This is a genomic window from Microbacterium meiriae, from assembly GCF_040686935.1.
Lineage (GTDB): Bacteria > Actinomycetota > Actinomycetes > Actinomycetales > Microbacteriaceae > Microbacterium > Microbacterium meiriae.
In genome coordinates this window covers 808,153-827,635 of record NZ_JBFBMF010000001.1, presented here as the reverse complement: position 1 = coordinate 827,635, position 19,483 = coordinate 808,153, and the positions used below count along the sequence as shown (strand labels likewise).

General features: G+C 70.0%; 19 protein-coding genes. 13 read left to right on the top strand and 6 right to left on the bottom strand.

Annotation, left to right across the window (positions count from 1 at the left end; genetic code table 11):
• Nucleotides 1-67: 67 nt before the first annotated feature.
• On the bottom strand, nucleotides 68-1,381 hold the full coding sequence (locus tag AB0P08_RS03995) for an ABC transporter substrate-binding protein (RefSeq protein ID WP_363588195.1): 1,314 nt from the start codon (nucleotides 1,379-1,381) through the stop codon (nucleotides 68-70).
• 290 nt (nucleotides 1,382-1,671) lie between these two features.
• Complete coding sequence (locus tag AB0P08_RS03990) at nucleotides 1,672-1,863, bottom strand: DUF3073 domain-containing protein (RefSeq protein ID WP_025104705.1); 192 nt, start codon at nucleotides 1,861-1,863, stop codon at nucleotides 1,672-1,674.
• Nucleotides 1,864-2,012: 149 nt separating this feature from the next.
• On the opposite strand from AB0P08_RS03990, the gene AB0P08_RS03985 reads away from it, so the two are divergent.
• Nucleotides 2,013-2,555: a universal stress protein gene (locus AB0P08_RS03985; protein WP_187663109.1), complete on the top strand. Its 543-nt coding sequence runs from the start codon at nucleotides 2,013-2,015 to the stop codon at nucleotides 2,553-2,555.
• Between the two features lie 62 nt (nucleotides 2,556-2,617).
• On the opposite strand, the gene AB0P08_RS03980 is transcribed toward AB0P08_RS03985, so the two are convergent.
• Entirely contained in the window at nucleotides 2,618-3,244 is a 627-nt protein-coding gene (locus tag AB0P08_RS03980) for a PadR family transcriptional regulator (RefSeq protein ID WP_363588193.1), read from the bottom strand.
• Nucleotides 3,241-4,080, bottom strand: coding sequence for a DUF4097 family beta strand repeat-containing protein (locus tag AB0P08_RS03975; RefSeq protein ID WP_187663111.1), 840 nt, complete (start codon nucleotides 4,078-4,080; stop codon nucleotides 3,241-3,243). Before AB0P08_RS03975 ends, AB0P08_RS03980 begins: the two co-directional genes overlap by 4 nt.
• A 219-nt stretch (nucleotides 4,081-4,299) precedes the next feature.
• Between AB0P08_RS03975 and AB0P08_RS03970 the strand changes: the two genes are divergently transcribed.
• The 3 genes from AB0P08_RS03970 (at nucleotide 4,300) to AB0P08_RS03960 (ending at nucleotide 6,429) form a co-directional block, all read left to right on the top strand.
• Nucleotides 4,300-5,121, top strand: coding sequence for a MerR family transcriptional regulator (locus tag AB0P08_RS03970; protein ID WP_363588191.1), 822 nt, complete (start codon nucleotides 4,300-4,302; stop codon nucleotides 5,119-5,121).
• 113 nt (nucleotides 5,122-5,234) lie between these two features.
• Nucleotides 5,235-5,618, top strand: coding sequence for a hypothetical protein (locus AB0P08_RS03965; RefSeq protein ID WP_259952868.1), 384 nt, complete (start codon nucleotides 5,235-5,237; stop codon nucleotides 5,616-5,618).
• Between the two features lie 4 nt (nucleotides 5,619-5,622).
• Nucleotides 5,623-6,429 (top strand): nitroreductase family protein, encoded by an 807-nt coding sequence (locus AB0P08_RS03960; RefSeq protein ID WP_259952866.1) that lies wholly within the window; start codon nucleotides 5,623-5,625, stop codon nucleotides 6,427-6,429.
• Between the two features lies 1 nt (nucleotide 6,430).
• Here AB0P08_RS03960 and AB0P08_RS03955 read toward each other — a convergent pair whose 3' ends face one another.
• Nucleotides 6,431-7,960 carry an FAD-dependent oxidoreductase gene (locus AB0P08_RS03955; RefSeq protein ID WP_363588189.1) on the bottom strand — a complete coding sequence of 510 codons (1,530 nt, stop codon included), beginning with the start codon at nucleotides 7,958-7,960 and terminating at the stop codon, nucleotides 6,431-6,433.
• Nucleotides 7,961-8,046: 86 nt separating this feature from the next.
• Here AB0P08_RS03955 and AB0P08_RS03950 point away from each other — a divergent pair, with 86 nt between their 5' ends.
• The 9 genes from AB0P08_RS03950 to AB0P08_RS03910 all read left to right on the top strand — a co-directional run bounded on the left by AB0P08_RS03950 (nucleotide 8,047) and on the right by AB0P08_RS03910 (nucleotide 18,249).
• Nucleotides 8,047-8,421 carry a CrcB family protein gene (locus tag AB0P08_RS03950; protein ID WP_363588187.1) on the top strand — a complete coding sequence of 125 codons (375 nt, stop codon included), beginning with the start codon at nucleotides 8,047-8,049 and terminating at the stop codon, nucleotides 8,419-8,421.
• Nucleotides 8,418-8,777, top strand: a complete 360-nt coding sequence (locus AB0P08_RS03945; protein WP_363588185.1) for a fluoride efflux transporter FluC — start codon at nucleotides 8,418-8,420, stop codon at nucleotides 8,775-8,777. Before AB0P08_RS03950 ends, AB0P08_RS03945 begins: the two co-directional genes overlap by 4 nt.
• Before the next feature lie 112 nt (nucleotides 8,778-8,889).
• On the top strand, nucleotides 8,890-10,152 hold the full coding sequence (locus AB0P08_RS03940) for an ABC transporter substrate-binding protein (protein ID WP_363588183.1): 1,263 nt from the start codon (nucleotides 8,890-8,892) through the stop codon (nucleotides 10,150-10,152).
• A 4-nt stretch (nucleotides 10,153-10,156) separates the two neighbouring features.
• Nucleotides 10,157-11,119 carry a carbohydrate ABC transporter permease gene (locus AB0P08_RS03935; protein WP_268777693.1) on the top strand — a complete coding sequence of 321 codons (963 nt, stop codon included), beginning with the start codon at nucleotides 10,157-10,159 and terminating at the stop codon, nucleotides 11,117-11,119.
• Nucleotides 11,112-12,002, top strand: a complete 891-nt coding sequence (locus AB0P08_RS03930; protein WP_363588181.1) for a carbohydrate ABC transporter permease — start codon at nucleotides 11,112-11,114, stop codon at nucleotides 12,000-12,002. The genes AB0P08_RS03935 and AB0P08_RS03930 overlap by 8 nt, the downstream gene beginning before the upstream one ends.
• A 3-nt stretch (nucleotides 12,003-12,005) precedes the next feature.
• Complete coding sequence (locus AB0P08_RS03925) at nucleotides 12,006-13,061, top strand: LacI family DNA-binding transcriptional regulator (protein ID WP_187663121.1); 1,056 nt, start codon at nucleotides 12,006-12,008, stop codon at nucleotides 13,059-13,061.
• A gap of 40 nt (nucleotides 13,062-13,101) precedes the next feature.
• A complete protein-coding gene (locus AB0P08_RS03920; RefSeq protein WP_363588179.1) occupies nucleotides 13,102-14,298 on the top strand; it encodes a Gfo/Idh/MocA family protein in 1,197 nt (398 codons plus the stop codon).
• A 206-nt stretch (nucleotides 14,299-14,504) separates the two neighbouring features.
• Nucleotides 14,505-15,092: a TetR/AcrR family transcriptional regulator gene (locus tag AB0P08_RS03915; protein ID WP_363588177.1), complete on the top strand. Its 588-nt coding sequence runs from the start codon at nucleotides 14,505-14,507 to the stop codon at nucleotides 15,090-15,092.
• A 16-nt stretch (nucleotides 15,093-15,108) separates the two neighbouring features.
• Nucleotides 15,109-18,249 (top strand): efflux RND transporter permease subunit, encoded by a 3,141-nt coding sequence (locus tag AB0P08_RS03910; RefSeq protein ID WP_363588175.1) that lies wholly within the window; start codon nucleotides 15,109-15,111, stop codon nucleotides 18,247-18,249.
• A gap of 96 nt (nucleotides 18,250-18,345) precedes the next feature.
• Here AB0P08_RS03910 and AB0P08_RS03905 read toward each other — a convergent pair whose 3' ends face one another.
• Nucleotides 18,346-19,242: an aldose 1-epimerase family protein gene (locus tag AB0P08_RS03905; protein ID WP_363588173.1), complete on the bottom strand. Its 897-nt coding sequence runs from the start codon at nucleotides 19,240-19,242 to the stop codon at nucleotides 18,346-18,348.
• Nucleotides 19,243-19,483: the final 241 nt, after the last annotated feature.

Sequence of the window (19,483 nt, the reverse complement as noted above, 5' to 3'; positions counted from 1 at the left end):
CGACGGCGGAGTGCACGATCGCCCGTGCACTCCGCCGTCGTTCATCCGATGATGCCGTCCGGTCCGGTCATTCCGCGACCGGGAGGCCGAGGTCCTTCAGCGACGCCACGGCCGTGTCCTGCGCCGTCGTGAAGATGTCCGCGACCGTGGCGGTGCCGGCAGCAGCCGCGGCGGCCGTCTCGTTCATGTTCGCCAGGGTCGAGAAGCCGGGGGCGTACGGGAAGTCGGGGTTGAGGTTCTCGGTGGCCGTGCCGAGCTCGGCCAGCACGTCCTGGCCGCCGAACTGACGCAGCATCTTCTCCGGCGTCTCCACCTCGCCCTTCGCCGCGACGACGAGGCCCTGGGAAGCGAGGTCGTCGACCTGCGTGTTGAACCAGTCGTTGAACTCCATGGCGGCCTCGGGGTTCTCGCAGCCCTTCATGACCGAGACGCCGGACCCGCCGTCGGGGCCGCTCATCGCGCCGGCGCCGAAGTCGGGGAGCTGGGCGACGCGCCACTGCCCCTCGGCCGGAGTGCCGTCCAGGGAGTCGAGGAGGAAGCCGGCCTCCCAGGCCGCGCCGACGTGGCCGATGAGGCTGCCGTTGTTCAGCGCCGCCGTGAACCCTTCACCCCAACGCTCGGTCGCGAGCGTCTGCTTGCCGTCGAGCAGGCCCTGCCAGAAGGCGGCGACCCGCTCGGAGCCCGCACCCTCGGCATCCACCTTCCACTCCTCGCCCTCCGAGGAGAACCAGGTGTCACCGGCGGCGGCAGCCTGTCCGGAGAGCCAGTTCTGCGCCTCGTCCGGTGTGAACGCCGTGACGAACTTGCCGGCGGCGGCGGCCGTGGCGGAGGCGGCGGTCAGGTCGTCGAGCGTCGCCGGGGCGTCGAGGCCGAGCGCCTCGAACTCCGCGGTGTTGTAGAAGTAGACCAGGGGTCCGGTGTCCTGCGGGAGGCCCACGATGGCGTCGCCGACCCGCATGCCGCTGAACGCTCCGGCCGAGTAGTGGTCCTCGTACTTCTCGGCCTCCGTGGCGACGTCTTCCAGCAGACCCTTCACGTAGAGCTGGGGCACCTCGGAGTATCCGGTCTGCGCGAGGCACGGGCCGTTCCCGGCCTTGATGTCGGTCTCGAGCTTGAGGATCATGTCGCTGGCCTTGCCGTCGAACTTCGTGGCCTTGACCTGGATGTCGGGGTGCTCCTCGTTCCAGCGGTCGACGATCTCGGCGACCGTGGTCATGCCCTCGCCGTCGGGGAGGCGGTGCATGTACTCGATGGTGACGGGCTCTCCGCCGGCGTCGCCGCCCCCGGAGGCGGCCGGGGCGCAGGCCGCGAGTCCGAACGCCGACACCGCGCCGAGGGCGACGACCGCGGCGACGCGGGGGGTGCGTGAGGTGGGTGCCATGCTGTTCTCCTCTTTGAGGTCATGTTCCTGCGGATCGCCCGAAGCCGGGACGCGGCGAGGGTGCGCCGTCGATCACATGCACATCAAATCAGAAAATGTTTGCGCTCACAAGACGCGGATCAGCGGAATTGCGTCGGATTATCCTGCCCTTGAGGGAGCGCTGACATCGCGAGGGCCTCCTCGTTCCGGCGGCAGGCCGCGCGGTCGGGACGAGCGACCGGGGCGTCGCATCGCCGCCCGGGAACGACGAAACACCCGCACGAGCCGTGCGGGTGTTTCGAACCGAGGGGCTAGGCCTTCTCTAGTTCGTCTTCGTCTTCGTCCGCGTACTCGTCGGCCCACTTGTCGACGTAGGCGTCTTCGTCGGAGTCGCTCGAGTGCGCGAGCTCGCGCTCCAGCGCCGAGTAGTTCACCGACGGACTGTACGCCTTGAGTTCGCGGGCGATCTTTGTGTGCTTCGCCTTCTGACGGCCACGGCCCATGCCTGAGACCCCCTCACGAGTTAAGCTGCGGGCAGACAGGCGCCCGAGTCATTCACGACACCGGCTCGAGGCCGGTAAGAGTAGCATTCAGGATAGCACGCGGGGAACAGACCCTGGCCGCGGCCAGGCCGGCGAAGGGAGCGATCTCCATGACCGACAGCACCTCCACTCCGTCCGACGAGGCCACGCAGAACGCCGCTCTGCAGAAGGCTGTCATCGTCGGGATGCAGCTCGACCAGGACCCGCACGTTCTCGATGAGGCCGTGCGGTTCGCCCGGCTGCTGAACGCTCCGCTCGTGGTCGCCCACGTCGACATCACGCGCTTCGTCACCTACGAGGATCCGGACGGCTACGTGCACTCCGCCCCCATCGACATCAACTTCGACGCGGGCGCCGCCGAGTTCGAGGCCGTCGAGGCAGCGGCTGCCACGATCCTCGCCGGGAAGGGGGTCACCTGGACGGCGCGACAGCTCGTCGGCGACCCGGCCCTGGCCATCAAGCAGCTCGCCAACAAGCTCGACGCCCAGCTCATCGTGGTCGGCACCCGCAAGCGCGGCATCGGCGAGTCGATCCGGGAGTTCTTCACCGGCTCCGTGGCCGCCCGGCTGGCTCATCGCCAGCACCGTCCGGTGCTCGTCGTGCCCCTGGGGGAGTCGGTACCGGACGAGCAGAAGGAGATCTGGCCGGAGTGACCCGGACGCGACGAGGCCCCGCCGACGGATGTCGGCGGGGCCTCGTGCTGTGTGATGGAGGTTCAGGAGTCCGGCTGGCTCAGCGCGACCGTCACGGTGCGGGCGGCCTGATCCAGCGCGTTCTCGAGGTCGGTGACCACCGACGCCGGGAGGACGCCGCCCTTCGCGACATGGGTGCGCAGGTCGGTGCGGACCCGTGCGCGGAAGGCGTTCACGACGGCGTCGGCGCGGTGCAGCTCCTCACGGCTGGTCAGCCGCGCATCCTCGCTCGCGGTGCGCGGCTTGTTCTTCGCCGCCGCCCTGTCATCCTCGGTCGCCGTTGCCAGGTCGGCGCGAAGGCTCTTCATCGCCTCCTGCACGCTCTGGCGCACCTCGTTGGCGATGAGGCGGACGGTGTCGGTGATGCCCGCCTCGATGTCGGCGAGGTCGCTCTGGCGGGAGGCGAGCTCGGCGCGCCCGGCCTCGGTGATCGCGTAGATCGTGGTGCGTCCGTCGACCGTCTTGGTGACCAGCCCCTCCTCTTCGAGCTTCGCGAGGCGCGGGTAGATCGTGCCGGCGCTCGGTGTGTACGTCCCGCCGGTCCGGTCCGTGAGCGACTGGATGATGCCGTAACCGTGCTGCGGGGACTCCGCGAGCAGCGACAGCAGGTACAGGCGCAGATCTCCGTGGGAGAAGACCGCGGGGCTCATGCTTCCCACTCCGGGTCGTTCTCGATCGTCTGCGGAGCGCGACGGAGGACCGTCACCCCTCCGGAGACGGAGTTGGCGCGGAGGTCCACGAAACGCCCGGCGAGCTCGCCGGACGTGCCGTTGTAGGTGCTCGGGCCGGAGGTGCTGCGCTCCACGCCGTCGATGAGGAGACGACCGCTGAGCGAGCGGATCACGTAGTTCGCCGCGAGGGACTCGTCGAGCCGGACGGTCGTGCCGCCGGAGACCGAGTTCACGGTGATCGTGTTGACATCGCCTGCGGCGTCCACCAGCGTCGACCCGGAGACGATGTCGACCGTCGCCTTGCGGATCGCTCCGGTGACGGCCACGTCGCCGGAGACGCTGTTGGCGTTGATCGAGCCGGTGAGGTTGCGCACCTGTACGTCGCCGGAGACGGAGTTCACGCTGAGGTCGCCGATGAGGGTGTCGACGATGATGTCGCCGGACACGGTGTTGAGCCGGGTGTCGTTGCGGATCCCCGACACGAGGGCGCCGGCGCTCACGACGCCCAGGGTCAGGGCGATGGAACGCGGGACGGCCACGCTCACCTCGGCGCGCGGGCCTCCGGAGCCGAAGTTCCGGAACACCTCGAGGAAGTTGTCCCAGCCCAGCTGCGGGTGGTCGATCTCGACCTCCCCGTCGCGGGATTCGATCCGGAGGTCCTTGGTGGTGACGCCGTGCACCTCGATCCGGATGCCGGGTTCGTCATGGGCGATGACGTCGACCTGTCCGCCGACGAGGCCCACCTTGAGCCGGGTCGCGGAGGCGATGTCGATGACGCGTTCCTCGCCGGGGGCGATGAGCCACTTCTCGGTCATGTCTGCTTCTCCTGTGTCGAGGGATTCACGATATATCGTGTTGCCGTCACGATAACACGATATATCTCGATTCCGACACCCCCTCTCTCCTTCGAATCGCCTGATTGGCCCCATCTCCGCCGGAAATAGAGCCAAGCACGCGATTCGGAGGCGGGGTTGACCTTGACGTAGCGGCAACTTCTACGGTGGGAGGAGGCCTGACACGGAAGGGGTGGGCGGATGGAATCGCGGGACTGGTCGATCCAGGAGATCGCGCGGCTGGCGGGCACGACGAGCCGGACGCTGCGGCACTACGACGACATCGGCCTGCTGCCGCCGTCGCGCATCGCGGCCAACGGCTACCGGCACTATGACGCGGCGGCGCTCGTGCGACTGCAGCGGATCCTCCTGCTGCGGGAGCTCGGACTCGGGCTGCCGCAGATCGCGGAGGTGCTGGGCCCTTCGACAGGCTCAGGGACCCAGGGCGGGGGCTCGGCGGCCGAGGCGTCGGCCCTGGAGACCCACCTCGCGCTGCTGCGCGAGGAGCAGACCCGGCTGGCGCGGCAGATCGCGTCGGTCGAATCCACCATCACGGCATTGAGAGGAGGTGAGAACCTCATGGCAGAGAACATGTTCGACGGCTTCGACCACACGCAGTACAAGCAGGAGGTCGAGGACCGCTGGGGGACGAAGGCCTACGCCGACAGCGACCGCTGGTGGCGCGGGATGAGCGACGCCGAGCGCGCCGACTGGCAGCAGCGCGTGTCCGATCTCGGACGCGACTGGATCGCCGCGGCGGAGAGCGGCATCGATCCCGCGTCCGCCGAGGCACAGGAGCTCGCGCGTCGTCACGTCGCCTGGCTCACGGGCATCCCCGGCACTCCGGCCGCCGCCCTCCGGAAGGGGCCGGATGCCGCAGCCAAGGCGTACGTCATCGGACTCGGCGAGATGTACGTCGCGGACCCGCGCTTCGGTGCGAACTACGCGACGTCCGCGGGCGGCACGCAGGGTGCGGAGTTCGTCCGCGACGCGCTCCGCATCTACGCGGACGCCGCCCTCTGATCCGTCGAGCGGCCCCTTTGCGTGCGACCCACCCCGGTGCGGTCGTACTCAAGGGGGCCGCTCGCACGCAAGGGGGTGGATCGGGGGAGGAGGGGAGGGCGTAGGGTCGTGCCATGACGGGGCGACGGAAGCGCGAGCGCGACGACCGCCCCGCGTCCGGAGTCTTCGCGGCGGCGGCGACGGCCTATGCGGCGAACTGCGCCCTCGGGGCCGCGGTCGCGGCTCGGCTCATCGACACGCGTCGTTTCCGCTGGGTGCACCACGCGCTCTACATCCTGACCTGCGCGACGACCGGACTCGCCGTCGTCGTCGGTCTGGCCACCCGCACGCCGCGCAGCCGCCGCGCCGCCCTGGCCCTCCTCCCCGCGGCCGTCCCCCTTGCCGCCATCCCCTACGCCGGGACGCACACCCGGCGGCACCCGCTCGTCGCCCTCACGGCAGCGCCCTTCGTCCTCGCGGGCCTCGTGGTCTCGCGCCTCCCCTCCGACCGGAAGTGACCGTATGGAACTCCTCGACGCCATCCGCCGCCGCAAGACCACGAACGGAGCGTTCCTCCCCGACCCGGTCTCCGAGGAGCACCAGCGCATCCTCCTGGAAGCCGCAGGTCGCGCACCGTCGCAGCTCAACAGTCAGCCGTGGCGCTTCGTCGTGATCGAGAACCGGGACACGATCGACGAGATCGCGCGCATCTCCGGCGAGAGCATGACCGAGGCGATGTCGAACGGCACGTTCTTCGAGCGGTACAAGCCCTACTTCCGCTTCAGCCAGGAGGAGATGGAGGAGAAGCGCAGCGGCATGCTGTTCGACAAGCTCCCCGCGCCCCTGCGCCCCTTCACGTCGCAGGTGTTCACGAAGCGCGGCCAGACGCTGATGAACACGTTCGGGGTGCCGAAGACGCTGGGCGCGGAGAACCGCAAGCTCGTGGCCGGGTCGCCCCTCCTGCTCGGCGTCATGCTCGACCGCAGCGAGTACCGGCCGGGGCAGCTGTCGTCGTTCTACTCCGTGTTCAGCATGGGCGCGGCCATGGAGAACGTCTGGCTGACCACGGTCGAGCTGGGCATGGGCATCCAATTCATCTCGTTCCCGATGGAGGTGCCGGGGCGCTGGGACGAGATCGTGCGGCTGCTGCGGGTGCCCGACGACCTGGAGCTCATGGCCGTCTACCGGCTGGGCTACCTGCCGCCGGAGCAGCGTCGCCCGGCGATCGACTGGTCCAGCAGCCAGCGCAAGCTCGTATCGCAGTACGTGTTCCGTGAGGACTGCGACACCCCGCAGCAGGGTTGGGACGCCCCGCCGACCCGGTCCTGAGTCACGAGCCGCCGACCGTCCGCGGCATCTGCTCGAGGTCCTTCAGAGCAGGCCCCTCGATGCGGGTGCCATCCGCGGCGAACCGCGACGCGTGCAGCGGGCAGTCCCATGTGCACTCGGCGTCGTTCCAGTCGAGGACGCCGCCGAGGTGCGGGCACACCGCGCTGACCGCACGGGTCACGCCGTCGACGGTGGAGATGGCGACCGGGCGGCCGCCGCGGTTCGCCACCACGCCCTCGCCCTCCGCGGGCTGCGGCACCGGGACCGGCGTGGTCTCGGCCTCGACCCAGCCCTTCGTGGCCGCGGCGGCCACCTTCGCTCCCTCGACGGCGCCGCGCGCGAGGTCGGCGGGGACGGTCAGACGGGTGCCGAGGCGCAGCATCCAGGACGGACGCTCGCTGCGCTTCGTCCCGATGATCTCCTCGGTGAGCCGCAGGGCCGCGGCGGGCGCGTTCGACAGCCCCCACTTCGCGTACCCGGTGGCGATGCGGATGCGACCGAGGCCGCGCGGCAGAGCACCGACGAAGGGGATGAGGTTGTGCGACTGGTAGTCCTGCGCGGACCAGCGGTGCGTCTCCTCCGCGTCCGGGAAGTGCAGCCGCGTCCAGGCGACGAGATCGTCGATCGCCGCGGTCTCACCGTCCGAGCGGCCGACCGGATGCCCGTTGCCGCCGACGACGAGCTGTGCCGTGTCCGCCGGACCGTCGGCAGCCGAGACCGGGCGGATCGACCGCGTGGGGCTGTCGGCGGAGATGAACGTCCCCTCCGGCACCCCGCCGGAGACCCGGAACGAGACGCAGTACGACCGCATCCCGGCGACCTTGGAGAAGTACAGACCGCGGTCGAGGATCGGCGTCCCCGTCGCGAGGACGATGTGCTCGGCGAACATCGGGCCGGCCGTGGTCTCCACCCGAGGCTCCGGGAGGGCGTGGGCGCCCGTCACACGGACGCCGGTGTGCAGGGTGCCGCCGCCCGCGAGGAACTCCTTCGCGAGCGCGTCGGCGACGGCGACCGGGTCGATCGTCACCTGGGAATCCAGCGCGACCGCGCCCGCGACGGGGAACGGCGTCGACAGCTCGCCCGCGGTGAGCAGACGCGTCGGCAGTCCCGCCTCCCGCGCGGCGGCATGCTGGGACCGCACCGATTCGAGCCCCTCAGGACCCTGGGCGTAGGTGTGGTCGGTGCGCTCGGTGTAGCTGAGGCCGGCGGTGTCGGCGAAACCGGTGAGCCACTCCATGCCGGCGCGGTTGGCGTCGACGTACGCCTGGACGAGCGCGGCCGGATGGTGCGTGCGGATCGTGGCGAGCTGCTGCCCCTGGAGGAGGGAGAGCTTGCCCGTGTTGCCGCCCGTCGACAGCTCCGCCACATCGCCTGCATCGACGACGACGACGTCGAGTCCGGCGCGGGTCAGGAGCACCGCGGTCGAGAGTCCCGTGAGGCCTGCCCCCACGATGAGCACGTCGTGCTGCGCGCCGGGATCGAAGGGAGTGCCGTGGGGTGCGTCCTGGTCGACCTTCCAGAGTGGCTTCATGCCGACAGTCAACGCCTGTCCCCGTCCCCGCCCCAACGCCTTGACATACGACGGTCGCGCTGTCATGCGCGACTACAGTGGCCAGCGTGAGTATCCGTCGTGTCCTGCTCGTCGCGCTCGGCGGCACGCTGGGGACGGCGGCGCGTCTGGGCCTCGGGCTTTTCCTCCCCGACCTCGGCGGGTTCCCCCTCGCGGTGCTGCCGGCCAACGTGCTGGGCGCCCTGCTCATCGGAGTCGTGGCAGCCCGGCTCCCGGCCTCGGCGGAGCTGCGGCTGCTGCTGGGCACCGGCGTCCTCGGCGGCTTCACGACCTACAGCGCCTTCATGACCGGGACGCTGGCCCTGTGGGCGTCGGCGCCGCTCCTCGCCGCCGCGTATGCCGCGGTCAGCCTCGCCCTCGGCCTCCTCGCGGCGTCCGCGGGGCTCCGGCTGGGGCGCCCGCGCCGGGGAGGGGCGACGTGAGTCCGCTGCTGTTCCTCGCCGCCGCGCTCGCCGGGGGCGTCGGCGCCGTCCTGCGCTATCTCCTCGACCTCGGTGTCGCCCGGCTCGTCGGCCGGCGGTTCCCGTGGGGGATCCTCATCGTCAACCTCACCGGCTCCTTCGCGCTGGGGCTCGTGACGACGGCGCTGCCGGGGGCGGCGTTCGTGCTCGGCGCGGGCCTGCTCGGGGGCTACACGACCTTCAGCACCGCGATGCTCGATGCGGTCGCGCTGTGGCGGGACGGTGAGCGGGGCGCCGCGGTGTTCGACGCGTTCGGCATGCTCCTGCTCGGTCTCCTCGCCGCGGGGCTGGGGCTGGCGCTGGGATCCGCGCTCTAGATCGGTGCTTGCGAAGAACGGACGCGGCGCGCTACTCTCGCTGCTAATCGTTTAACGCTAAACGGTTAACATCGCGCACCGCCTTCCCGTGCACCCGTCAAAGGAGACCTCGATGCCCCGCACCTCCCGCCGCGCCCTGGGCGCTCTCGCCGCCTCCGCGGCCGCCGTCCTGGCGCTCTCCGCCTGCTCCTCCTCCGCGACCGGGGAGTCCTCGGGCGGCGACATCACCCTCAGCTACGCGATCTGGGACGAGAACCAGAAGCCCGCGATGGAGGACATCGCTGCCGCCTATACCGAGGAGCACCCGAACGTCACGATCGAGATCCAGGTCACTCCCTACAAGGAGTACTTCACCAAGCTCCAGACCGCGGTGACGGGAGGGTCGGCCGCCGACGTGTTCTGGATGAACGGGCCGAGCTTCCAGCTCTACGCCTCGAACGGCCAGCTCGCGCCGCTCGACGACGTGGACGCCTCCGACTACCCCCAGGGCCTCGTCGACCTCTACACCTACGACGACGCGCTCTACGGCGCCCCCAAGGACTTCGACACCGTCGCGCTCTGGTACAACAAGACGCTGTTCGACGCCGCCGGAGTGGAGTACCCGAGCGCCGGCTGGACCTGGGACGACTTCACCACCGCGGCCGCGAAGCTGACCGACCCCGCGAACGGCCGGTTCGGCGTCGCCGCGAGCCAGTACGGCCAGGAGAACTTCTACAACTCGATCGCACAGGCCGGCGGCGAGGTCATCTCCGCGGACGGCACTGAGAGCGGCTACGGCTCGCCCGAGGCTCTCGAGGGCGTCGAGCTGTGGACCGACCTCGTCGCCGACGGCTCCTCGCCCACGGCGCAGCAGATGACGGACACGAACCCGGAGGACTTCTTCCTGTCGGGCAAGGTCGCCATGTTCCAGAACGGCTCCTGGGCCGCCATCGCCTACGCGGACAACGCCGACATCGGCGACAGCGTCGACGTGGCTCCGCTGCCCGCAGGCCCGGAGGGCAATCAGAGCGTGATCCACGGCGTCGGGAACGTCGCGAACGCCAAGAGCGCGCACGTGGAGGAGGCGAAGGACTTCGCCGCCTTCGCGAGCGGCGAGCAGGCGGCGAAGATCCAGGCCGAGACCGGGACCGTGATCCCGGCGTTCAACGGCACGCAGCAGGCCTGGGTGGATGCGCTCCCGCAGTACGACCTGCAGGTCTACATCGACGCGCTGGAGACGGCCGTCCCGTACCCGGTGTCGAAGAACACCTCCGCGTGGACGAGCATCGAGAGCGAGGTGCTGTCCCAGGTCTGGTCCGGAGCGGTCTCCCCGAAGGAAGGCCTGCAGGATCTCGCCGCGCAGATGCAGACCGCGCTGGACGCCGAGCAGGAGTGACCGGATGACCGTCCTCGCGCCTCGCGCGGTCGCCCCCGCCGCCGGGCGGGCACCGGAGGCCCCGTCCTCCGGTGTCCGGCGGCGGCGCCGGACACCCGGTGCCTCGCCGTGGTGGGCCCTCGTCTTCCTCGGGCCCACCGCCCTGGGGCTGGCCGTGTTCTACCTGTGGCCGACCGTGCGCACGCTCATCATCTCCTTCACGAAGTCCGGCCCGTTCGGCGGCTCCGAGTGGATCGGGTTCGAGAACTACGTGCGGCTGTTCCAGGACCCGGAGCTCCTCGGCGCTCTGCGCAACACCGCGGTCTACACGGTGATCGCGCTGATCGGCATCCCCCTCGCGGTCGGGATCGCCGCGCTGCTGAACACCACCGGCCTCACGGGCCGCAGCGCCTACCGCACCCTCTACTTCATCCCCGTCGTCACCATGCCCGCGGCGATCGCCCTCGTCTGGCGCATGATCTACAACGGCGATTACGGCGTCCTGAACGCCGCCCTCGGCGCGGTCGGCATCGACGGGCGGAGCTGGCTGACCGACCCGAACACCGCGTTGATCGCGATCGCCGTCGTCGGCATCTGGGCGGGACTGGGGACCAACATCGTCATCTTCCTCGCCGGACTCCAGGGCATCCCGGACACGATCATGGAGGCGGCCGACCTCGACGGGGCGGGCCCCGTGCGGAAGTTCTTCTCCATCACGATCCCGCTGCTGTCGCCGTCGATCTTCTTCGTCAGCGTCATCAGCGTGATCGGGGCTCTGCAGGTGTTCGACCTCATCTACATGATGCTCGGCCGCAGCAACCCCGCGATGCCGAACACCCGCACGGTCGTCTACCTGTTCTACGAAGCGGGTTTCCTCGACAACGACCGCGGGTACGCCGCCGCCGTCGCCTTCCTCCTGCTGCTGATCATCCTCGTGCTGACGATCGTGCAGTTCCGGCTGCAGAAGAAGTGGGTGCACTATGAGTGACGTCTCCCTCGACACCCGCGCGGTCGTCGGCGCCGCCCCCGCACGATCGCGGACGGCCGGCACGCCCAGGAACCGCGGACTGTGGATCGTGCACGTCGTGCTCATCGTCGGCGCCGCGCTCATGGTGTTCCCGTTCGTCTGGCAGCTGCTGACCTCGTTCAAGACGCTGTCCGACTCGGTGCAGGTGCCGCCGTCGTTCCTCCCGCGCGAATGGGTGTTCACGAACTTCGCCGAGGTCTTCGACTCGATGCCGTTCGGCCAGATGTTCCTGAACTCCGTGCTCCTCACCGTCGGCCGCACGGTCGGGCAGGTCGCCCTGTGCACCATGGCGGGCTACGCGTTCGCGCGCATCGCCTTCCCCGGCCGGAACGCCCTGTTCGTCGTGTTCCTCTCGGTGCTCATGGTGCCCTCGCAGCTCTACCTGCTGCCGCAGTACGAGATCATCCAGGCGCTCGGATGGCTGAACACGTTGCAGGCGCTCATCGTGCCCGGCATCTTCAGCGCCTTCGGGACCTTCTTGATGCGCCAGTTCTTTTTCTCCATGCCGGCCGAGCTGGAGGAGGCGGCGCGGATCGACGGGGCGAATCCGTGGCAGACCTTCTGGCGGATCATGGTTCCACTGGCGAAGCCTGGCATCATCGCACTTGTGGTGTTCACCGTGCTGTGGTCCTGGAACGATCTGCTGTGGCCGCTGATCGTGACGACCGACCCGGCGAAGATGCCGCTGTCTGTCGGACTCTCGCAGCTCGTCGGCATCCACGGCACCGACTACCCGGTGCTCATGGCGGGCGCCCTGCTGGCGACCCTGCCCATGCTGGTGACGTTCATGATCCTGCAGCGGCAGTTCATCCAGGGCATCGCATTCAGCGGGACGAAGGGATGAGACATGGCACAGCGTGAGCACGCCCCCAGCCGCCGACCGACGCTGCGGATGGTGGCCGAACGTGCCGGGGTGTCGACCGCGACCGTGTCGTACGTCTTCTCCGGCCGCGCCGGTGCCAGCGGGGCCGGCGTGGCCGAAGCGACCGCGGCCCGGGTGCTCGCGGCCGCGGACGAGCTCAACTACCGTCCGAACACGGCGGCCAGGGCGATCCGCACCGGTCGCAGCGGCATGGTGCAGCTCTCCCTCCACATGCTGAGCGATCCGTGGTCGCTGGCGGTGGCCGACGCCGTGAACGCCGAGGCGAACAAGCACGGGCTCACGACGCTGATCCTCGCCGACGGCGACTGGCACGCGGCGCTCGACCGCGTCGAGAGCGACGTGGCATACCTCGACGGCGTCGGGCTGGACGAGGAGGACGCCCGACGGCTGGGCGACCTCGTCAAGCGCGGCCAGCGGCTCGTGGTGTTCTCGGAGCATCTGGAGCCGGACGGGTTCGACGTCATCCGCTCGGACGCGATCCCGGGGTGCGAGCTCGCGATGGACCACCTGCTGGAGCGGCACGCGGCCATCGGCTGCATCGCCGCGGAGGGCGCCGTCCGCCTCGCGGCCACGCAGGTCACGCGGTACACGCCGTATGTCGAGAAGCTCGCGGCTGCCGGCATCTCCCCGGACCCGGCATGGACCGTGACCTATGCCGAGACGCAGGCCAGCGCCTTCACCGCCGCGATCGAGCTGCTGTCGCAGGAGAACCGCCCGGACGCCGTGTACGCGACGACCGACTTCGCCGCGATCGCCGCGATCAACGCCGCCCACATGCTCGGGCTCCGCGTGCCGCACGACGTCGCGGTGGTCGGCGTCGGGAACACCCCGGACGCCCGGCTCATCGCCCCTACCCTCACCACCGTCGGCCCGACGGACTTCTACGAGCGGCAGGCGCGGATCATCGTCGAGAAGGCGCTCGAGAGCGACCCCTCACCCGGTGCGCTGCACGAGTTCCCCTGGGCCCTCGTCCCCGGCGGCTCGACCGATCTCGACGCCCCGGCAGCCCGCGGCCGCTGAGCCGCCCCCTCTTCTTCCCCCCTTTCACGAAGGACTTCTGTTGGACCTCCACATCGGCATCATCGGCTTCGGCGCGCGCTCCACCCTTCAGGAGGAGGTGCATCGGCCGGGTCACGGCTCCCGTATCACCGCCGTCTGCGACCTCGCCCCGCGTGCCCGCGAGGACGCCAGGACGCTCGTCCCCGACGCCCTCATCACCGACTCCCTCGACGAGCTGCTCGCGTCCGGGGTCGACGCGGTCATGGTGCTGACGCCGGACGACACGCACGCCGCGCTGACCATCCGGGCGCTGGAGGCCGGGGTGCCCGTCTTCTGCGAGAAGCCCCTCGCGATCGACCTCGCCGACGCCGACCGCATGCTGGAGACGGCGCGACGGACCGGGACCCGCCTCTACATCGGCCACAACATGCGGCACATGCCCGTGATCACGCTCATGCGCGGGCTCATCCAGGCCGGGCGCATCGGGCAGGTGAAGGCCGTGTGGGTGCGGCACTTCGTGGGGCACGGCGGCGACTTCTACTTCAAGGACTGGCACGCCGACCGGAGCCGCACCACCGGACTCCTCCTGCAGAAGGGAGCGCACGACCTCGACATCATCCACTGGCTGGCGGGCGCGTACACCGAGCAGGTGGCGGCGATGGGCGGCCTCAGCGTCTACGGCGACATCACCGACCGGCGGGACCGCACGGGGGAGCGGATGCCCGACTGGTTCAGCATGGACAACTGGCCGCCGACCGCGCTCACCGGACTCCACCCCGTGGTCGACGTCGAGGACATCTCGATGGTGAACCTGCGGCTCGAGGGCGGGATCTTCGCCTCGTACCAGCAGTGCCACTTCACCCCGGACTACTGGCGGAACTACACCGTGATCGGCACCGAGGGGCGCATCGAGAACTTCGGCGACGTGGCCGGCAGCGAGGTGAAGCTGTGGAACCGTCGGCATGCCGGGGCGGCCGACGCGGACGAGGTGTTCGTCGTGCCCGAGGTGCCCGACGCCGGACACGACGGAGCCGACGCGCTGCTCGTGGCCGAGTTCCTCCGGTTCGTGCGGCACGGGGGTCTCACGGCGACCTCTCCCGTCGCGGCGCGCGAGGCCGTGGCCGCCGGCATCCTCGCCACCGCGTCCCTCCGGGGTGACGGCTCCGCGATCGCCGTCCCCCCGCTCGACCCCGATCTCGTCGCCTACTTCGAGCGCGGCCAGACCCCCTCCTCCACCCCGTCTACCTCCGCCGCCTGACCCCCTCCTCCGCCCCGGTACGTTTTCGACCACGGGAGGAGGTTCCCGCCCGTGAGAGCGCGAAAAGGGACCGGGAACGGGGGTACGGGGTGCGGAAGTGATCCGGCACGGCGGGGAGACAGGAAAGAAGCGGGCGGCCGTTCTCAGGGAGTTCACACCGGAGCGAATGTACAAACGTACATGTACGGGTGTCCAGGGGGTGAGCGATGGTGGAGAGCGCGCGTCGGCGGCGTGACCCCGAAGCGCGTCGTCGGGAGATCGTCACCGCGACGGCCGAGCTGATCGTCGAGGTCGGGGCCGACGCCATCACGCATCGGATGGTCGCCGCCAGAGCCGGAGTGCCGCTCGGGGCGACCACCCAGTACTTCGACACCCTCGACGACCTGCGCACCGCCGCCTTCCGAGCGCTCGCGGACGAGATCGAATGCCGACTCGACGGAGTGCGGCAGACCCTCGCCGAACGGGGAGCCGGGGCCGACGTCATCGCGGCGCTCGTGCACGACAGCATCCACGACGGCCGCGCGGTGCAGGCGGATCGAGCCGTGGTCACGGCAGCCGTGCACGATCCGCGTCTGCGCCAGCTCGCGCGCCACCTGTCCGACCGCCTCGTCAACCTCCTGGAGCCGACCTATGGCGCCGACCGGGCCCGAGCGGCGATGATCTTCATCGACGGCGTCATGTGGAGCACGCAGATCCGCGACGTCGATCTCGAACAGTCCTTCCTCGAATCCGCACTGGCGCGGATCCTCGGAGAACCTCTCTCCCTCCCATCCGCAGCGACCGCCACCCCCTGACACCGAGGACCCCGCCTTGTCGAAACTCGCCATCCTCAGCCTGAAGAACCGCGCCCTCATCGCGCTCGTGACGATCGTCGCCGCGGTGTTCGGCGGGCTCGCGCTGACCAACCTCAAGCAGGAGCTCATCCCGTCGCTCGAGCTGCCGGCGCTCGTGGTCATGACCACCTACCCCGGCGCCTCGCCCGAGGTGGTCGAGAACGACGTCTCGACGCCGATCGAGTCCGCCATCCAGGGCGTGCCCGACCTGGAGTCGACGACCGCGACGAGCACGACCAACGCCTCGATCGTGCAGGCGATGTTCTCGTACGGCACCAACCTCGCGACCGCGGAGCAGAAGATCCAGCAGGCGATCAACCGCATCTCCTCGCAGCTCCCGGAGGACGTCACGCCGCAGGTGCTCTCGGTCTCGATCGACGACTTCCCGGTGATCCAGGTCGCGGTCACGGGCTTCGAGGACGCGGACAACGCCCAGGCGCAGCTGGAGAGCGTCGCGATCCCCGATCTGGAGGACGTCGACGGGGTGAACGCAGCGGAGATCGTCGGCGGCGTCGGACAGCGCATCACCATCACCCCCGACCTCGCGAAGCTCGGCGCGGCCGGGCAGAGCAGCGAGGCGATCAGCACCGCGCTGCAGCAGAACGGCACCCTCTTCCCCGGCGGTGAGATCACCGAGGACGGCGAGACCCTCACGGTGCAGACCGGCGCCAAGATCACCTCGGTCGACGAGATCGCCGCCTTGCCTCTCGTCGGTACCGCGGTGACCATCGGCGACGTCGCGACGGTGGCCCAGGTGTCGGACCCGGTGACCTCGATCTCCCGGGTCGACGGCGAGGACGCCCTGTCGATCTCTATCACCAAGCTCCCCGCCGCCAACACGGTCGAGGTGTCGCAGGGGGTGCTGGCCGCGCTCGACGAGATCGGGGAAGCGCTCCCGGACGCCGAGTTCACCGTCGTGTTCGACCAGGCGCCGTTCATCGTGCAGTCGATCGACACCCTCGCCACGGAGGGTCTGCTCGGCCTCGTGATGGCCGTGCTCGTGATCCTCGTGTTCCTGATGTCGGTGCGCTCGACGCTCGTCACCGCGATCTCCATCCCGACGTCCGTCCTCATCACCTTCATCGGGCTGCAGGCATTCGGCTACTCGCTGAACGTGCTGACCCTCGGGGCGCTCACGATCGCGATCGGCCGCGTGGTCGACGACTCCATCGTGGTGATCGAGAACATCAAGCGCCACTACGTCGGCGACGCGGACAAGGGCGATGCGATCCGTCTCGCGGTGCGCGAGGTCGCCGCGGCCATCACCGCGTCGACCATCACGACCGTGGCGGTGTTTCTGCCGATCGTGTTCGTCGGCGACATGGTGGGCGAGCTGTTCCGTCCGTTCGCGATGACGGTCACGATCGCCATGGTCGCCTCGCTCTTCGTGGCTCTGACGATCGTGCCGGTGCTGGCGTACTGGTTCCTCAAGCCCGGAAAGCCGCTCCTCGACGAGAGCGGGAACGCGATCGACCCGGAGGACCCGGCGGCCCCGCCGACGCGGCTGCAGCGCGGCTACCGCCCCATCCTCGGCTGGACGCTGAAGCACTCGGGCATCACGGTGGCGCTCGCGGTGGTGGTCCTCGCCGGGACGCTCGCCGCCGCCCCGCTGATGAAGGTGAACTTCCTCAGCGACTCCGGTCAGAACACCATGACCGTGACGCAGGACCTCGGGCCGACCGCGAGCCTGCAGGCGAAGTCCGATGCCGCTGCCCCCGTCGAGGAGGCCCTTCTCGACATCGACGGCATCGAGCATGTGCAGGCCTCCATCGGGTCGAGCGGGTCCGCGCTGCGCGACGCGTTCTCCGGCGGCGCGGGGATCACCTACTCGGTCCTCACCGACGGCGACGCCGACCAGGAGAAGCTGCGTGCCGAGGTGCAGGATGCCATCGACGGCCTCGGCGACGAGGTCGGCGAGGTCAACGTCGCGGCGTCCGCCGGCTTCGGCTCCAGCGACATCGAGATCACCGTGACGGCGGCGAACGGCGACGACCTCGCCACCGCGACCTCCGCCGTGGTGGAGGAGCTCGACGGCCGCGAGGGCATCGGGCAGGTCACGGACAACCTCGCCGAGGCCCTGCCGTACATCGCCGTGGTCGTGGACCGCGAGGCCGCCGCGCGGGTAGGGCTGTCCGAGGTCGCCGTCGGGTCGATCGTGTCCAACACGATGCGTCCGCAGCAGATCGGATCGGTCGAGATCGACGACACCGCGCTGACGGTGTACCTCGTCAACCCGGGGCCGCCGACGACCGTCGCCGCGCTCCAGCAGCTCGCGATCCCCACCGCGGCGGGCATCGTGCCGCTGCAGGACATCGCGACCGTCGAGCAGCGCAACGGCCCCACCTCGATCACCACCGAGCAGGGACGCCGCACCGCGACCGTCACCGTGCCGCCCGCATCGGACAACCTCGCGGTCGCCACACAGTCGGTCACCGAGGCGCTCGCCGCGGCGGACCTCCCGGACGGCGCCTCCGCCGAGGTCGGCGGCGTCGCCTCGCAGCAGGCCGACTCGTTCGCGCAGCTCGGCCTCGCGATGCTCGCCGCGATCCTCATCGTGTACGTCGTGATGGTGGCGACGTTCAAGTCGCTGCGGCAGCCGCTCCTGCTGCTGATCTCGGTGCCGTTCGCGGCGACCGGAGCGATCCTGCTGCAGATCGTCACGGGCGTGCCGCTGGGCGTGGCCTCGCTGATCGGTGTGCTGATGCTCATCGGCATCGTGGTGACGAACGCGATCGTGCTCGTCGACCTCGTGAACCAGTATCGGGAGAAGGGGCTGTCGACCGCGGATGCCGTGATGGCGGGTGGGGAGAAGCGTCTGCGCCCGATCCTCATGACAGCGCTCGCCACGATCCTCGCCCTCACCCCGATGGCGCTGGGGATCACGGGGCACGGCGGGTTCATCTCCCAGCCGCTGGCCATCGTGGTGATCGGCGGACTCGTCTCCTCCACGGTGCTGACGCTCATCGTGCTGCCGACGCTGTACAACCTCGTCGAGGGGGCGCGGGAGCGCCGTCGGGCCCGCAAGGGCGAGCACCACGAGGATGCCGCCCCGGTTCCGGTCCATGCGGACGGCACACCGGTCAGCCGCCGAGAGCTGCGCGAGAACCACGGCGAGTAGCCGAGCGTTCACAACTCAGGAGAAAGGCCCCGATTCCGTCGGTGAGACGAGGATCGGGGCCTTTCCGCGTGGGTTCTCCTGAGTTGTGAACCGCGGTCAGGCGAAGGAGAGGCCCCACTCCAGCGTCCAGGTCTCGCCAGAAGCCAGACGGCGCACCCCGAGGCCGCTGTTGAACGCGTCCGCCGGAGCGGTCATCGGCTCGATCGCGACGGCGAGCGGGGTGCCGGGGTAGTTCGTCGCGGTGTACACCTGCACGAAATCGAAGCCCTCGCCCTGCCAGAGCGTGACGGTCCGGCCGTCGGGCGCCGTGAGGGTGTGCCGCACCCGGCCGTCGGGGTCGCGCACGAGGTCCGTGAACCCGGTGTCGAGCGAGACGTCGCCGACTCGGACGCCCTCGCGCAGGTCGGGGTCGGCGGGACGGGTGCCGATCGGAAGCATGCGGTCGTCCGTCTTGAACACGGTGTGGGCCGGGACGCGGAGGACGAGGTCGTGCGGGTCGACGTCGCCGATCGTCGGGAACGGGTGCGTGCCGAGCGCGACCGGAGCAGCCGAGTCGGACCAGTTGGTGAGCGTGTGCGTGACCTCGATGCCGTCCGCGGTGAGGACGTAGGCGACGGACGTCTCGATCAGGTACGGGTAGCCGGTCTGCGGGAAGACGGTCGCGCGCAGGGTCGCGGCTCCCTCCGTCTGCTCGACCGCGTAGGCGGTGTAGCGCAGGAGCCCGTGGCTGGCGGTGGTGGTCTTCGGCTCGCTGATCGCGAGCTGACGCCCGGTGCCCTCGTCGTCCCAGCGGCCGTCCCGCACCCGATTGGGCCACGGCGTCAGCACGACTCCTGAGCATGACGGCGTCGGGACGTCGAGCGGGTAGGGCGAGACGAGGTCGACCTCGCCGATGCGCAGGCCACGGAGCGAGGCGCCGACCTGGGCGATCTGCGCGGTCACGTCGCCGAGGCGGAGGTGGACCTGGGTGCCGGTGGGAGAGACGGAGTTCACCTCGACATCGTAGTGCCGCAGGCCGCCGGAGTGCGGGGGTCTCCCAGGGTCGCCGGGTAGACTGGGGCGGTCGGCTTCGGACACCCGCGCAGGGCGCGGACGTTTTTCAGTGTGTGAAGTGTGAGTCCAGGGGCCGATGGTGCGCGTCGATCGACGCGAATCAACCATCACAGGAATGGCCCCGGCCGCAGATCGTCCGGACTCCGCTGGATCGGAGTGCTCGCGCGTGCGCGCAGCGCTG

What these genes read in the sequence shown, in the direction of transcription:
- AB0P08_RS03930 (WP_363588181.1), top strand. Translation starts at nt 11,112, where the DNA reads ATGAGTGACGTCTCCCTCGACACCCGCGCGGTCGTCGGCGCCGCCCCC.
- AB0P08_RS03925 (WP_187663121.1), top strand. Translation starts at nt 12,006, where the DNA reads ATGGCACAGCGTGAGCACGCCCCCAGCCGCCGACCGACGCTGCGGATG.
- AB0P08_RS03960 (WP_259952866.1), top strand. Translation starts at nt 5,623, where the DNA reads ATGGAACTCCTCGACGCCATCCGCCGCCGCAAGACCACGAACGGAGCG.
- AB0P08_RS03955 (WP_363588189.1), bottom strand. Translation starts at nt 7,960, where the DNA reads ATGAAGCCACTCTGGAAGGTCGACCAGGACGCACCCCACGGCACTCCC.
- AB0P08_RS03995 (WP_363588195.1), bottom strand. Translation starts at nt 1,381, where the DNA reads ATGGCACCCACCTCACGCACCCCCCGCGTCGCCGCGGTCGTCGCCCTC.
- AB0P08_RS03915 (WP_363588177.1), top strand. Translation starts at nt 14,505, where the DNA reads ATGGTGGAGAGCGCGCGTCGGCGGCGTGACCCCGAAGCGCGTCGTCGG.
- AB0P08_RS03965 (WP_259952868.1), top strand. Translation starts at nt 5,235, where the DNA reads ATGACGGGGCGACGGAAGCGCGAGCGCGACGACCGCCCCGCGTCCGGA.
- AB0P08_RS03970 (WP_363588191.1), top strand. Translation starts at nt 4,300, where the DNA reads ATGGAATCGCGGGACTGGTCGATCCAGGAGATCGCGCGGCTGGCGGGC.
- AB0P08_RS03940 (WP_363588183.1), top strand. Translation starts at nt 8,890, where the DNA reads ATGCCCCGCACCTCCCGCCGCGCCCTGGGCGCTCTCGCCGCCTCCGCG.
- AB0P08_RS03935 (WP_268777693.1), top strand. Translation starts at nt 10,157, where the DNA reads ATGACCGTCCTCGCGCCTCGCGCGGTCGCCCCCGCCGCCGGGCGGGCA.
- AB0P08_RS03980 (WP_363588193.1), bottom strand. Translation starts at nt 3,244, where the DNA reads ATGAGCCCCGCGGTCTTCTCCCACGGAGATCTGCGCCTGTACCTGCTG.
- AB0P08_RS03990 (WP_025104705.1), bottom strand. Translation starts at nt 1,863, where the DNA reads ATGGGCCGTGGCCGTCAGAAGGCGAAGCACACAAAGATCGCCCGCGAA.
- AB0P08_RS03975 (WP_187663111.1), bottom strand. Translation starts at nt 4,080, where the DNA reads ATGACCGAGAAGTGGCTCATCGCCCCCGGCGAGGAACGCGTCATCGAC.
- AB0P08_RS03985 (WP_187663109.1), top strand. Translation starts at nt 2,013, where the DNA reads ATGACCGACAGCACCTCCACTCCGTCCGACGAGGCCACGCAGAACGCC.